This is a genomic window from Alkalibacterium sp. MB6 (genome assembly GCF_009935905.1).
Taxonomy (GTDB): domain Bacteria; phylum Bacillota; class Bacilli; order Lactobacillales; family Carnobacteriaceae_A; genus Alkalibacterium.
In genome coordinates this window covers 99,863-113,321 of the sequence record NZ_PREX01000002.1, presented here as the reverse complement: position 1 = coordinate 113,321, position 13,459 = coordinate 99,863, and the positions used below count along the sequence as shown (strand labels likewise).

16 protein-coding genes are annotated in these 13,459 nt (G+C 39.1%); all 16 read left to right on the top strand.

Translation table 11 applies throughout. From position 1 onward, the window contains the following. The first annotated feature begins 33 nt into the window (after positions 1-33). The 16 genes from C3945_RS01680 to tig all read left to right on the top strand — a co-directional run bounded on the left by C3945_RS01680 (position 34) and on the right by tig (position 13,405). Entirely contained in the window at positions 34-474 is a 441-nt protein-coding gene (locus tag C3945_RS01680; protein WP_161877953.1) for a MarR family winged helix-turn-helix transcriptional regulator, read from the top strand. A gap of 95 nt (positions 475-569) precedes the next feature. Next, a complete protein-coding gene (locus tag C3945_RS01675) occupies positions 570-968 on the top strand; it encodes a DUF2187 family protein (RefSeq protein WP_202623259.1) in 399 nt (132 codons plus the stop codon). A 252-nt stretch (positions 969-1,220) separates the two neighbouring features. Beyond that, entirely contained in the window at positions 1,221-1,676 is a 456-nt protein-coding gene (fabT, locus tag C3945_RS01670; RefSeq protein WP_161877951.1) for a fatty acid biosynthesis transcriptional regulator FabT, read from the top strand. Next, a complete protein-coding gene (locus tag C3945_RS01665) occupies positions 1,676-2,662 on the top strand; it encodes a beta-ketoacyl-ACP synthase III (RefSeq protein WP_161877950.1) in 987 nt (328 codons plus the stop codon). The genes fabT and C3945_RS01665 overlap by 1 nt, the downstream gene beginning before the upstream one ends. An 18-nt stretch (positions 2,663-2,680) precedes the next feature. Then, complete coding sequence (locus tag C3945_RS01660; protein ID WP_161877949.1) at positions 2,681-2,914, top strand: acyl carrier protein; 234 nt, start codon at positions 2,681-2,683, stop codon at positions 2,912-2,914. An 18-nt stretch (positions 2,915-2,932) separates the two neighbouring features. Beyond that, positions 2,933-3,883 (top strand): enoyl-[acyl-carrier-protein] reductase FabK, encoded by a 951-nt coding sequence (gene fabK / locus C3945_RS01655; RefSeq protein WP_161877948.1) that lies wholly within the window; start codon positions 2,933-2,935, stop codon positions 3,881-3,883. Between the two features lie 80 nt (positions 3,884-3,963). Beyond that, positions 3,964-4,887, top strand: coding sequence for an ACP S-malonyltransferase (gene fabD / locus C3945_RS01650; protein ID WP_161877947.1), 924 nt, complete (start codon positions 3,964-3,966; stop codon positions 4,885-4,887). A gap of 22 nt (positions 4,888-4,909) precedes the next feature. Beyond that, the gene (fabG, locus tag C3945_RS01645; protein WP_161877946.1) at positions 4,910-5,644 is read left to right on the top strand and encodes a 3-oxoacyl-[acyl-carrier-protein] reductase; all 735 of its coding nucleotides are present in this window, start codon (positions 4,910-4,912) and stop codon (positions 5,642-5,644) included. Between the two features lie 16 nt (positions 5,645-5,660). Continuing rightward, positions 5,661-6,899: a beta-ketoacyl-ACP synthase II gene (fabF, locus tag C3945_RS01640; RefSeq protein ID WP_161877945.1), complete on the top strand. Its 1,239-nt coding sequence runs from the start codon at positions 5,661-5,663 to the stop codon at positions 6,897-6,899. Positions 6,900-6,901: 2 nt separating this feature from the next. Then, positions 6,902-7,408, top strand: coding sequence for an acetyl-CoA carboxylase biotin carboxyl carrier protein (accB, locus tag C3945_RS01635; protein ID WP_161877944.1), 507 nt, complete (start codon positions 6,902-6,904; stop codon positions 7,406-7,408). Between the two features lie 12 nt (positions 7,409-7,420). Further along, positions 7,421-7,852, top strand: coding sequence for a 3-hydroxyacyl-ACP dehydratase FabZ (gene fabZ / locus C3945_RS01630; protein WP_161877943.1), 432 nt, complete (start codon positions 7,421-7,423; stop codon positions 7,850-7,852). A 45-nt stretch (positions 7,853-7,897) separates the two neighbouring features. After that, entirely contained in the window at positions 7,898-9,283 is a 1,386-nt protein-coding gene (gene accC / locus C3945_RS01625; protein ID WP_161877942.1) for an acetyl-CoA carboxylase biotin carboxylase subunit, read from the top strand. Then, positions 9,270-10,103, top strand: a complete 834-nt coding sequence (accD, locus tag C3945_RS01620; RefSeq protein ID WP_161877941.1) for an acetyl-CoA carboxylase, carboxyltransferase subunit beta — start codon at positions 9,270-9,272, stop codon at positions 10,101-10,103. The genes accC and accD overlap by 14 nt, the downstream gene beginning before the upstream one ends. Positions 10,104-10,160: 57 nt before the next feature. Further along, positions 10,161-10,916 carry an acetyl-CoA carboxylase carboxyltransferase subunit alpha gene (locus C3945_RS01615; RefSeq protein WP_237585445.1) on the top strand — a complete coding sequence of 252 codons (756 nt, stop codon included), beginning with the start codon at positions 10,161-10,163 and terminating at the stop codon, positions 10,914-10,916. An 83-nt stretch (positions 10,917-10,999) separates the two neighbouring features. Further along, positions 11,000-11,950: a tetratricopeptide repeat protein gene (locus C3945_RS01610; protein ID WP_161877939.1), complete on the top strand. Its 951-nt coding sequence runs from the start codon at positions 11,000-11,002 to the stop codon at positions 11,948-11,950. A 150-nt stretch (positions 11,951-12,100) separates the two neighbouring features. Then, positions 12,101-13,405 carry a trigger factor gene (tig, locus tag C3945_RS01605; RefSeq protein ID WP_161877938.1) on the top strand — a complete coding sequence of 435 codons (1,305 nt, stop codon included), beginning with the start codon at positions 12,101-12,103 and terminating at the stop codon, positions 13,403-13,405. Positions 13,406-13,459: the final 54 nt, after the last annotated feature.

The window sequence follows — 13,459 nt, the reverse complement described above, 5'->3', positions numbered from 1 at the left end:
TAGTCCCTTAGTTAGTTTTTTGGTGGTGAAAAAATGGATAAACATAAAGAAGAGCTAAAAGCATTAACGATTATTTTAAGAGCTTCATCAAGTGTGGAAAAAGTCGTAAAAAAAGACATGTCCTCACATGGACTTAACGCAACAGAATTTACGGTTCTTGAACTCCTTTATAGTAAAGGGAGACAGCCGATTCAAATGATAGGTAAACAAATTTTGCTCGCGTCCAGTAGCATTACTTATGTGGTGGACCGATTGGAAGAAAAGGGATTTGTTTTAAGAGTAGCTGATCAAACGGACCGTCGAGTAACCTTTTGCGAGTTAACTGATAAAGGCGAAAGATTAATGACAGCAATTTTCCCTAAACATGCTGAGAAAATCGCGGAATTATTTCAAGATTGTACACCAGAAGAAGTGACTGTTTTGCAGTCTATCTTAAAAAAAGTTGGGTATAAAGCCAAAGATTTGCTTAATTAGTTATGGCACTATTTGCTGATTAGAAAAGCATGATGATTTATGGTATAATCATTAAAGAACCATAATAATTTAATGGAAGAATCGAGGGGATGGAAGTGGCAAAAGTAAAGATTACCGCTGAAGTTCAGCAGCTAGTAGAAACTGAGCTTCGTAAAGGGGCCAGTAACTCCCGAATTGCCAATCTTTTAAATTTACCATATAAAGAGGCAGTGGAAATTATAGAGACGATCAAAGAGAACCTTAGACCTGATGTAGGAGACGAAATTATCTTTTCATTTCGTGATGAACCTATGGAAGGCACGATTGAAAAGTTACTAACCAATAGTGCTATCGTAAGAATCAACTGGAAAAATTCGACTGCTCGTATGCATGACCTAGTCGAAGAGAAAACAGTAGTCAATTTCAAAGACATCGAAGGCTTTAAAAATCAAATTGATGATGACTTCGAAAGTGAAATGAAAGACTTTGAACCAGTTGATGAGCCAACCGAATAAAAGATAGAGTGCAAAATAAGTCATTTATGGTGGCTTATTTTTTTTTGGAAAAAATCTAGGGGAATGGAGTGATAAAAAGCCGCCATTTTAGGATTTACACTAAAGATAGCAATACCATCACTTTTTTTTATAAAAATTCATGTTGACAGATTGATTAATCTGCGTTAGTATTTTGATAGTCAAATAGTTTGATAATCAAAGCAATTAAAAAAGAGAAGCAAACTAGGCATTAAACGAATAGGAGGAGCTGATGTGGATCGACAAGTTCAACAGATTAACAGCTATTTAGTTTCAATATTTAATGATGTATTAGCAATTGAAGAGCGTACACTACAATCTAGCCAATTTAAAGATGTTTCTATTAAAGAAATGCATACCATTGATGCAATCGGAATGTATGAACCAAACACGACAAGCGAAGTAGCTAAAAAGCTTGGCGTAACTGTCGGTACGTTAACTGTATCAGTAAACAATCTGGTTCGTAAAGGATATGTCATCCGAGTAAGAAGTGACGTAGACAGGCGAGTCGTTAAGCTCTCACTTACTAAAAAAGGGCGTTTACTATACCGTCTTCATGATAAATTTCATAGAGACATGGTAAAAGAAACGATCACAGAAATGAATGAAGAAGAATCAGCCGTTCTGATGAAAGGATTAATCAGCCTTCATGGATTTTTAGAACGGACAAAGGAGCGGTTGCCAGATTGATGGACACAACAAGTGTACAGGTTCTTTCGACTGGAAAGTATGTTCCAAAAACAGTGGTCACTAATGATGACTTAACTAAGTGGATGGACACGTCAGATGAATGGATCAAGCAACGCACAGGTATTGAACAACGCTATATTTCTGATGGAGAAAACACCAGTGATTTATGTATTAAAGCAGCAGAAGATACCCTTAAAGGTCAAGACTTAGATCCTGGCTCGATTGGACTAATCATAGTGGCTACAGTCACACCGGATACCAATTCACCTTCTGTTGCCAACAAAGTTCAGTCAGCTATAAAAGCAACGAATGCTATGGCCTTTGATTTAAGCGCAGCCTGTTCAGGTTTCATTTATGCCTTGTCAGTGGCTGAAAAAATGCTAAGGCATATGCCTTATGACCATGCGTTAATCATTGGTGGCGAAGTCTTATCAAAAACAATTGACTGGTCTGATCGGAAAACAGCTGTCTTATTCGGAGATGGTGCGGGTGGCGTTCTCCTGAAAAAAGCACACGACTCGAACCGTTTATATGCAGAAGATATGCATTCGGATGGTAATCGTGGTGATGCCCTTACTATAGGGGCACAAGACGTTAACAATCCTTTAGTCGAGCAACAAGAAGAAAACAAGGGATATTTAAAGATGGATGGCCGTTCAGTATTCAACTTCGTTACTCGAACCATTCCAAGCAGTATAGAGAGTGTCGTCAGTGAAGCTAATTTATCTATGGAAGACGTTGATTACATTCTTCTTCATCAAGCGAATGCAAGAATTATCGAAATTGTAGCAAAAAAAGTGAGTGTGCCACTCAGTAAGTTCCCTATGAACATTCAACAGTATGGAAACACATCTGCAGCCAGCTTGCCTATATTATTAGATGATTATGTAAAAAATGGGCAATTGGTATTAGGAAGCAAACAAAAAATAGTATTAAGTGCGTTCGGCGGGGGATTAACCTGGGGAACGATACTAATCGAATTATAAATATTGGAGGAAACCAACATGACAACTTTTGAAAAAATTCAGGAAATTATCGTAGACCAATTAGACAAAGACGAGAATGAAGTGCAACGTTCAACTAACTTTAGAGAAGAATTAGAAGCTGATAGTTTAGACTTATTCCAAATCATTAATGATATTGAAGATGAGTTCGATATTAAAATTGAATCAGAAGAAGGATTATCAACTGTTGAAGATTTAGTTACTTATGTAGAAAAACAAATCGAAACAAACTAATAGAGAAGGGGCTCCCAGATGAAACATCCATTACTTGAACAAATAGGAATCACCTACCCGATTATCCAAGGAGCCATGTCTTGGGTAGCAACCCCTGAACTGGCTGCTGCCGTGTCAAATGCTGGAGGATTAGGGATGCTTGGATCAGGTCATGAACCGGGAGAATTTGTCAGAGCACTGATTAAACGAACCAAAGAGATGACCGACAAGCCTTTCGGAGTTAACGTACTTTTAATATCTCCCTATGTGGATGAAGTGGTTAATGTCATCTGTGAAGAGAACATTAAAGTCATCACGACTGGAGCAGGCAGCCCGGGTAAATATATGAAACGATTTAAAGAAGCGGGCATAACCGTTATTCCAGTCGTAGCATCTGTTGCATTGGCTCGTCGTATGGAAAAAGAAGGCGCTGATGCGATTATTTGCGAAGGAATGGAAGCAGGGGGTCATATTGGTAAACTGACGACTATGGCTCTTGTCCCGCAAGTAGTGGATGCCGTATCTATTCCAGTGATAGCGGCTGGTGGAATTGCTGATGGAAGAGGCGTGGCTGCAGCTATAATGCTTGGGGCATCTGCTGTTCAGCTGGGTACCCGCTTTGTTGTCGCTCATGAAAGTATAGCTCATGAGAACTTCAAACGACGAATTATTAAATCAAAAGATATCGATACAGTCGTTACAGGACAGATTACAGGCCACCCTGTAAGGGTACTAAGAAACAAACTGACTAGAGAATATTTGAAGGTTGAAAAGTCCATGTCGAGTGATGAAAACCCTGATTTTTCTATACTAGAAAATATTGGTAAAGGGGCTTTACGTAAAGCCGTTATTGAAGGGGATAAAGATGGTGGATCATTTATGGCTGGTCAAATTGCAGGTCTTGTTTCAAAAGAACAGAGCTGTGAAGACATCATTCAAGAATTAATGACTGAATACAGAGCGGCAGTAACGAATTCATTGAGCTTTTAATTTTTTTAATGTGATACTTTGATAATCAAAGTAAAATCAATGATGAAATAGTTGCCGTTTATTTAGAAAGGATGAATCAGTTGAAAACAGCATTTATTTATAGTGGGCAAGGGGCTCAATACAATGGAATGGCTAAAGAATTATATGAAACGTACGCTTCTGTTAGAGACATTTTTGAACAAGCAGGAGACACATTAGGGGTTGACATGGTTGACTTGTGTTTTGAAGATAACCCTAAACTTCATTTTACCCCATTCACACAGCCTGCTGTCTTAACTGTAAGCTATGCAATTGATCAACTGATGAAAGAGGCAGGTGTCTATCCAAATGCGGTTGGAGGACTAAGTTTGGGAGAATACACTGCTTTAGTATCAGCTGGGGTCATGACGTTTAAAGAAGCAGTCGCTCTAGTCCATAAGCGTGGACAATTAATGGAAGAGGCAGTTCCTGAAGGGACCGGCAAGATGGCTGCAATTATAGGCTTGGAAAAAGAGGCAGTTGAAGCTATTTGCAGACGCTTGTCATCTACAAGTAGTGTAGTTGGTATTGCCAATTATAACACGCCGAATCAACTAGTCATCTCAGGCCATAGTAAAGCAGTTGAAGAAGCGTCTCAATTGATGAATGAAGCTGGAGCTAAACGTGTCGTTGAATTAAAGGTTAGTGGACCATTTCATTCGCCACTCCTTCAATCAGCTTCCGAGCTATTAGAAAACGAGATTGACAAGCTAGCTTTACACTCTTTTTCTTATCCTGTTTATTCAAACGTTACAGCAGCACCTTACTCAAGTGAAGAAGAGGTTAAACAGTTGCTTGTTAAGCAAATGACTTCACCCGTCAAATTTGAACAGATGATCGTCCAAATGATAGATGATGGTGTCGAATCGTTCGTTGAATTAGGACCTGGGAAAACTCTACGGACCTTTATTAAAAGTATCGATCGAAAGGTTAACGTCAAAAACGTTGAAAATGTATCTCAGTTAAATAAAATTCTAAATAATTAGAGTGTTTAAAAAGGAGAATAGAATGGACACTAAAAAAACAGTGATCGTCACAGGAAGTTCAAGGGGGATAGGTAAAGCTATCGCCACTGCTTTTCTTAAAGACGGTCATAATGTTGTGGTCAATGGCCGTAAAGAATTGCCTGAATCGGTTTTAGAGTTCTTTAACTCTTTGCCGGGAACCGCTCTGCCTATTATTGGGGATATCAGTGATGCTTCATTTGCGAAACAATTGGTTAAAGAAACGAAGAAAGCTTTTAATACGATCGATGTATTAGTTAATAACGCAGGTGTTACAAGAGACAACTTGATTATTCGTTTATCAGAAGAGGATTTCGATGCTACATTGGATATCAACTTGAAAGGCACTTTTTTTATGACCAAAGAAGCATCTAAGTTGATGCTAAAACAAAGATCAGGTCATATTATTAATATTTCAAGTGTGGTTGGTGTCGTTGGAAATGCAGGACAGTCCAATTATGCAGCAAGTAAAGCAGGGGTAATTGGCTTTACAAAATCCATTGCCAAAGAACTAGCACCACGCGGTATAAAAGCGAACGTGATAGCTCCAGGGTTTATTGATTCTGATATGACGACTGTGTTGACTGATGACGTTAAAGAAGGCTTAATGGATTTAATCCCTCTTAAACGATTAGGGAAAGCAGAAGAAGTAGCCGACATGGTTCATTTTTTGAGCAGTCAAGAGTACATAACAGGCCAAGTATTCAATATTGATGGTGGCATGGTTATGAACGGATAGAATGAGGAGGCACAAGATGGAAAGAGTAGTTGTGACTGGATTAGGTGCGATAACGCCTTTAGGAAATTCAGCTGAAGATATGTGGAACGGAATGAAAGAAGGAAAAAATGGGATTGGTCCGTTAACGAAATTTGACGGAGAAGTCATTAATATTCACGTAGCCGGAGAAGTAAGAGATTTCGAGCCAAAAGATTACATGGACCGTAAAGTAGCGAAGCGCATGGATCTATTTTCCCAGTTCGGAGTAGCTGCAGCTGCACAAGCAATGGCTGACAGTGGTTTAACCGAAGGATCCTTTGATCCAGAACGGTTAGGCGTCATGGTTGGATCAGGTATCGGTGGCTTGCAGACAATGCAAGATACCATTATTAAAATGCATGACAAAGGCTTAGACCGAGTCGCCCCTTTATTTGTACCTATGGCTATTGGAAACATGGTAGCAGGAAATATCTCTATAGCAACGGGTGCACAAGGACCTAACCTATCACTAGTGACAGCTTGTGCAACAGGAAATAATGCAATAGGCGAAGCCTTTAGAACAATTAAACACGGCTATGCAGACTATATGTTGGCAGGTGGATCAGAAGCCAGTGTCAATGAAATTGGTATGTCTGGTTTTGCTGCTCTTCAAGCTTTATCGACCAGTGAAGACCCTAATAAGGCGTCCATTCCTTTTGATAAAAACAGACATGGCTTTGTTATGGGTGAAGGGGCAGGGGTTATTGTTTTAGAAAGTTTAACCTCGGCATTAAACAGAAAGGCTCACATTTATGGCGAAATTGTTGGTTACGGCACGACAGCAGACAGTTTCCATATGACTGCTCCGACACCAGACGGATCAGGAGCTGCAAGAGCGATGCGATTGGCAATGAAAGAAGCCGGTATAGAACCTAAAGACGTTGGTTATGTCAATGCTCATGGAACATCCACACCAGCAAATGACTCGGCTGAAACAGCGGCCATTAAATCTGCTTTAGGAGAGTCAGCTAAAGATGTATTAGTGTCAAGTACGAAAAGTATGACCGGACACTTACTAGGTGGCACAGGTGCTATTGAAGCTATTGCTGCACTGAAATCATTAGAAGAAGGCATCGTTCCTCCAACGATTAACCTAACAACACCGGACGAGAATTGTGACTTAGACTATGTTGCAAATGAAGCAAGACCGTTAACTTATACCTACGCGTTGAATAACTCATTAGGTTTTGGCGGACACAATGCAGTCACATGCTTTAAAAAATGGGAAGGTGAGTAAAGATGACTAGTGAAGAAGTCAAAGAGCTAATTCATGTGATTGAATCCTCTTCATTTAAATACTTTGAATTGAGTCAAGGGGACTTTTCCATAAAAATGAGTAAGAGAGAAATAGATACAGCTTATGTGTCCTCTGTTGATACGATGGTTCAAACGAACTCAAAGGTTTATTCTATGGGGGATTCAGATCAAGTTCAGTCTACTCCATTACCAGAATCATCCCGTGATAATCGCGTAGAAGATGCAGGTAAAGATGAGGACGAGGCTGACCTTCATGTCGTTCATGCACCTATTGTTGGAACCAGTTATTTGTCGTCTTCTCCTGAGACACCAGCTTTTGTCAAACCAGGAGACCGCATAACGACCGGTCAAACATTATTTATCATCGAAGCGATGAAAGTGATGAATGAAATCAAAAGTGATGTCGACGGAATAGTCAAAGAGATCTTAGTAGAAGATGGACAAGCCGTTGAATTTAACCAAGCACTCATTAAAATAGATACAGAGTAGAGGAGAACACTAATGACTACATTATCCATTAAAGAAATCCAAGAATTAATACCTAACCGTTACCCTATTTACTTTATTGATAAAGTAACAGAGTTGATCCCTGGAGAACACGTCACAGCGATTAAAAACGTGACCATTAACGAAGAGTTTTTCCAAGGACACTTCCCAGGAGAACCTGTTATGCCAGGGGTTTTAATTATTGAAAGTTTGGCTCAAGCGGGATCCATTCCTTTGTTGAAATTAGATCGATTCAAATCACAAACGGCTTACTTAGGTGGTTTAAACAAAGTAAAATTCCGTAAGAAAGTTGTACCCGGAGATGTGTTAGAATTAAAAGTAGACATTGTTAAATTAAAAGATTACGCTGGTATTGGAAAAGGCGTCGCGTATGTTGATGGAAAAAAAGTATGCGAAGCTGAAATGACATTTATCATTGGTAGATAAATTACTATAAACAGACCACATTGATGGAGTAAGGAAGGATCGGACATGTTTCAAAAGATACTCGTAGCCAACAGAGGTGAAATCGCCGTTAGAATTATTCGGGCGTGTAAGGAAATGAATATCAAGACCGTAGCTGTTTATTCAACTGCTGATGAAGATGCCCTTCATATGCAGTTAGCAGACGAAGCGGTTTGTATTGGTCCACCTAAAGCGACAGAATCGTATTTGAATATACATAATATTCTAAGTGCTGCGGTTATTACTGGAGCTGAAGCTATCCATCCGGGATTTGGTTTTTTATCAGAAAATAGTTTATTTGCTGCCATGTGTGAAGAAGTCAATATTACCTTTATTGGACCGGACAAGAGAGTTATTGAGCAGATGGGAAATAAGTCAAATGCCCGCTTAATGATGGAAAAGGCCAATGTACCAGTTATACCAGGTAGCAGTTCACCCATTACAACGGTCGAAGAGTTGGAAGGCATCGTTGCTGATATAGGTTTACCTGTCATCATAAAAGCTGTAGCCGGTGGTGGAGGAAAAGGGATGAGGATGATTCATGACGAATCCCAACTGATTCCTGGCTTTCTTCAGGCTCAAAATGAGTCTAAAGCAGCTTTCGATGATAACCGCATGTATGTTGAGAAGATTATTTCTCCTGCCAAGCATATAGAAGTTCAATTGCTTGCAGATAAAGAAGGTCATGTTATTCATTTAGGTGAAAGAGATTGCTCTATGCAACGAAATCATCAAAAAGTATTGGAAGAAGCGCCTAGCCCATCTTTATCTTTTGAAACAAGACAAAAGATATCCGAAAGTGCCGTAAAAGCAGCTGAATTTGTCGGTTATGAAAATGCGGGAACCATTGAGTTCTTAGTTGATGAAGAGGAGAACTTTTTCTTTATGGAAATGAACACTCGTATTCAAGTGGAACACCCCATAACCGAAATGATTACGTCTTATGATATTATCAAAGAGCAAATACGGATTGCTTATGGCTTACCTTTAAGTTTTACACAAGAAGAAATTGAATTTAAAGGACACGCAATTGAGTGCCGTATCAATGCAGAAAATCCTCAATATAATTTTGCGCCGTCACCTGGAACCATTGATCTTCTGAACTTGCCTTCTGGTGGATTAGGCTTAAGAATTGATACAGCTATGTTCGCTGGAAGTATGATTCCACCTCATTATGACTCGATGATTGCCAAAGTGATTACCCATGGTAAAGACCGAGAAGAAGCAATAGCTAAGATGCGTCGGGCATTAGATGAGATGGTCATTGATCCCATCCAAACTAATTTATCTTTTCACATGGACTTACTTGAAGATGACGAGTTTTTAGACGGTTCTTACACAACAGATACCCTATCTAAACGCTTTATTCCAAATTGGACTAAGCTAAAGGAGGCGGATGATGAGATTATTTAAGAAACGATCCTATATCACTCTTCAAAAATCCACTACTCAAAATGGCCCGACTGTTCCAGACGGCATGTTTGAAAAATGCCCTCAATGTAAAAAGCCGATTTATGTTAAATCGCTTGGCATTGAACGCATGTGTCCGAACTGTCATTACGCTTTTAGAATAACAGCTCAGGAACGATTATTTCTTATAGCCGATCAAGGAAGTTTTACCGAATGGGATGCATCCATTCATTCAGAAAACCCTCTAGATTTCCCTGGTTATACAGAAAAGATTGCTCAGACACAAATTAGAACTGGTCTTAGAGAAGCCGTTGTTACTGGAGTAGCTGAAATTGAAGGACACAAAACAGCCATTGGCATCATGGACTCTTACTTTATAATGGGAAGCATGGGGCAGGCGGTGGGAGAGAAGATAACCCGATTATTTGAAGAAGCAACGAAGCGAAAATTGCCAGTTGTGCTATTCACTGCCTCAGGGGGCGCTCGCATGCAAGAAGGCATTTTCTCACTCATGCAAATGGCTAAAACCAGTGCAGCGATTAAACGCCATTCTGACAGCGGCCTATTATACATTACTGTTTTGACGGATCCGACAACAGGTGGAGTGACTGCTAGTTTTGCCATGCTAGGCGATATCATTCTTTCTGAACCGGGAGCTCTAGTCGGTTTTGCTGGTAAACGGGTGATTGAACAGACGATAAACGAATCTTTACCGGATGACTTTCAGTTAGCTGAAACCGTTCTGAAAAATGGTTTTATCGACTCAATAGTGGAACGCAATAAGATGAAAGAGACACTTAGTTATCTCTTGTCTGTACACTGAAACCAATAGTTTGAAGCGAGGAGAGTTATGATGAGTGACGCAATGAATACCGTCTCAATGGCTCGAAAACTTGATCGGATTAACATGGTTGATATTGTCACTCATTTAATGGATGATTTTTTTGAGTTGCACGGAGACCGATTGTATAAAGATGATGAAGCAATCAGGGGAGGCATTGGTCGATTAAACGGCCGTGCCATTACGGTCATCGGTAATCAAAAAGGTCAAACAATAGAAGACAATATGAGAACCAACTTTGGATCAGCCCATCCAGAAGGGTATAGAAAATCCTTAAGGCTAATGAAACAAGCTGAGAAGTTTAATAGACCCATATTAAATTTCATTAATACGTCTGGAGCTTACTGCGGTGTAGAAGCAGAAGAAAGAGGTCAAGGCGAAGCCATTGCTAAAAACTTATTTGAAATGAGCAGCTTAAGTGTGCCCATTCTTTCTATCATTATCGGTGAAGGAGGAAGCGGGGGTGCTTTAGGCTTGGCATTGGCAGATGAGGTGTGGATGATGGAACACTCTATTTATTCCATTTTGTCACCTGAAGGCTTTGCGTCAATTTTGTGGAAAGATGCTAAAAAAGCAAGCGAGGCAGCAGAATTGATGAAATTGACCTCAAAAGACCTTCTGGAATTAGGGATTGTTGAAAAAGTTATTCCCGAAAATGAAAATGGGTTAGCCATCGATCAGAAGAAGTTAATGGAGGATTTAAAAGGTCAGATTCATGAAACCTTTAACAGTCTAGAACGAGTACCAAAAGACGAATTAATAGAAACACGTTACAATCGATTTAGACACTTCTAAGCAATGGGATCTTTTATCCTATTGCTTTATTTTTTTATCATTAAAAAGGGTTATGGTACAATGAACTAGAGGAGTGTGGGTACATGGGTGGACCAATAGAATTTCCTAAAAACTATCATATGTATATGAAAGAAGCGATGGCTTGCTTACAGTCTCACGATTATGAGAAGGCCGTCAATTACTTGGAGAAAGCCTATCAATTAAAAAAAGATGACCAGTTAAATATTTTACTTGTCACAGCGATGCTTCAAAGTGGGTATCCAAAACAGGCTTTGGCATTAGCTGAGGAAAAGCTTTCTTATTACGAAGCGTATGAAAAACGGATGCTGATTTTTGTAGAACTATTAATAGAAAATGGTCAATTTTTAAGAGCGAAACGATACATTAATGATTACCTTAAAAGAGGTTTAAAGGGCTATAAAGAGTCGTGGAATAAATTGGATGAAGAGTTAGCCTCTAGAAGCGATGAGGTAAGAAACCAAAAGAAACAACGAGAAGATGAAGTAATGAAAGAGCTATTCTCTCTGGCCTCGTTAACACCAGAAGAGCAATTTGCCATAGTTGATCAAGCTGAAGCTTTACCGACAGATAAATTAAAAGCAGTTGCTCCATCGGTCTTTACTAATCCGTACGTCCATGCGTTAGCACGCTCTAGTTTACTATCCGTTTTAATTGAAAGACAGGACACTGAAGAGTATGTATACGAATGGTTCGGCGAACTGAAAACAATTAAACCCAATCAATTTGTCCCGTTTGAAGAGCACCCTAGGGTCTTATTCATCATCCAATCGGTCTCTAACCAACTTGAACAAAATCCATCGTTGATGGAACATGTCATGAGTGAAGTGAAACTCATTTTATTAATTGCGTACCCGTTCATCGATGAGGTCATCGCTAAAGGCAAGGAACAGATGTGGATCGACAGTATCATATCGTCCATAGATCACTCTCACGAATTGAAAGTAGCGGTATCGGATGAAGATAATCAGATCATTCATGATTGGAAAATGAAAATATACAAAGTAATCCAATGAAATAGACAGGTATAGTTTACTTTAACGTTAAAATATTGTATGATAATTGAGTATGTTTTATAATACGGCGATAAACAATCATCTTTCAAAATCATGGAAGAAGTCATGTCACGACGTAAAAGACAATTTATTTTCGGAGGGTAATTAAATATGAGCACAACATTTGAAAAAACTGGTCCAACATCAGGTCGTTTGGAATTTACAATCGATCAAGAAACAGTGAAACAAGGCTTAGATAAAACCTTTAAAAAGGTACAAAAGAACCTTAATGTACCTGGTTTCCGTAAAGGAAGAGTACCACGTAAAATTTTTGAACAACAATTTGGAGAAGCTGCTTTATATGAAGATACGTTAAACGATCTTTTACCAGCAGCTTATTCAAAAGCTGTTGAAGAAGCTGGAATTGAACCCGTTGCTCAACCAAGCATTGATATTAAATCTGTTGAGAAGAACCAAGACTGGGAATTAATTGCTGAAGTAACGTTAAAACCTGAAGTTGAACTAGGCGATTACAAAGAACTTGAAGTTACAAAACAAGATCGCGATGTATCGGATGCAGATGTAGAAGATGCTCTTGAAAGACGTCGTGAAAGCCAAGCAGAATTAGTTGTAAAAGAAGATGCAGCTGAAAATGGCGACACGGTTGTTATTGACTTTGAAGGGTTCAAAGGCGACGAAGCATTTGAAGGCGGAAAAGGTGAAAACCATTCTCTAGTATTGGGTTCTAACTCATTCATCCCTGGATTCGAAGAGCAATTAGTTGGCGTTAAAGCTAACGACGAAAAAGAAGTAACGGTTACCTTCCCTGAAGAGTACCATTCAGAAGATTTAGCTGGACAAGAAGCTGTCTTTAAAGTAAAAGTACACGAAGTTAAATCAAAAGAGTTACCTGAACTGGACGACGAATTCGTTAAAGATTTAGATGAAGATGTTGAAACAGTTGACGAATTAAAAGAAAAAATCCGCAAAGAGCTAGTTGAAAGAAAAGAAACAGCAGCTAACGATGCTCGCGATGATGAAGCAATCAGAAAAGCAGTTGAGAATGCTAAGATTGATGAAATCCCTCACGACATGGCTCATGATGAAGTTCACCGTCAAATGGACATGTTCTTAAACAACATGAAACAACAAGGCATTTCACCTGAAATGTATTACCAAATGACTAACTCTACTGAAGCTGACTTGCACAAACAGTTCGAAGTAGATGCTGAATTCAACGTTCGTACAAACTTAGTCCTAGAAGCAATTGTTGAAGCTGAGAAGCTTGAAGCAACTGAAGAAGACAGAGAAAAAGAAGTTGAAGAATTAGCTAAACAATACAACATGGATATCGAGCAAGTTCGTACTGTTCTTTCTCCAGAATTGTTAAACAGAGATATCTCTTTGAAGAAAGCAATTGACTTAATTACAACAACTGCTAAAGAAACACTCGAAGCTGAAGCAGATTCTGAATAAGAGTGAAGATTAAAACAGAAGGGAATGCTTACTAAGCATTCCCTTTTTAATAAA

Bases quoted from the DNA above. Each gene is read 5' to 3' on its own strand.
- C3945_RS01680 (WP_161877953.1), top strand. From the start codon at position 34: ATGGATAAACATAAAGAAGAGCTAAAAGCATTAACGATTATTTTAAGA.
- C3945_RS01665 (WP_161877950.1), top strand. From the start codon at position 1,676: ATGGACACAACAAGTGTACAGGTTCTTTCGACTGGAAAGTATGTTCCA.
- C3945_RS01660 (WP_161877949.1), top strand. From the start codon at position 2,681: ATGACAACTTTTGAAAAAATTCAGGAAATTATCGTAGACCAATTAGAC.
- fabK (WP_161877948.1), top strand. From the start codon at position 2,933: ATGAAACATCCATTACTTGAACAAATAGGAATCACCTACCCGATTATC.
- fabG (WP_161877946.1), top strand. From the start codon at position 4,910: ATGGACACTAAAAAAACAGTGATCGTCACAGGAAGTTCAAGGGGGATA.
- fabF (WP_161877945.1), top strand. From the start codon at position 5,661: ATGGAAAGAGTAGTTGTGACTGGATTAGGTGCGATAACGCCTTTAGGA.
- accB (WP_161877944.1), top strand. From the start codon at position 6,902: ATGACTAGTGAAGAAGTCAAAGAGCTAATTCATGTGATTGAATCCTCT.
- fabZ (WP_161877943.1), top strand. From the start codon at position 7,421: ATGACTACATTATCCATTAAAGAAATCCAAGAATTAATACCTAACCGT.
- accC (WP_161877942.1), top strand. From the start codon at position 7,898: ATGTTTCAAAAGATACTCGTAGCCAACAGAGGTGAAATCGCCGTTAGA.
- accD (WP_161877941.1), top strand. From the start codon at position 9,270: ATGAGATTATTTAAGAAACGATCCTATATCACTCTTCAAAAATCCACT.
- C3945_RS01615 (WP_237585445.1), top strand. From the start codon at position 10,161: ATGGCTCGAAAACTTGATCGGATTAACATGGTTGATATTGTCACTCAT.
- C3945_RS01610 (WP_161877939.1), top strand. From the start codon at position 11,000: ATGGGTGGACCAATAGAATTTCCTAAAAACTATCATATGTATATGAAA.
- tig (WP_161877938.1), top strand. From the start codon at position 12,101: ATGAGCACAACATTTGAAAAAACTGGTCCAACATCAGGTCGTTTGGAA.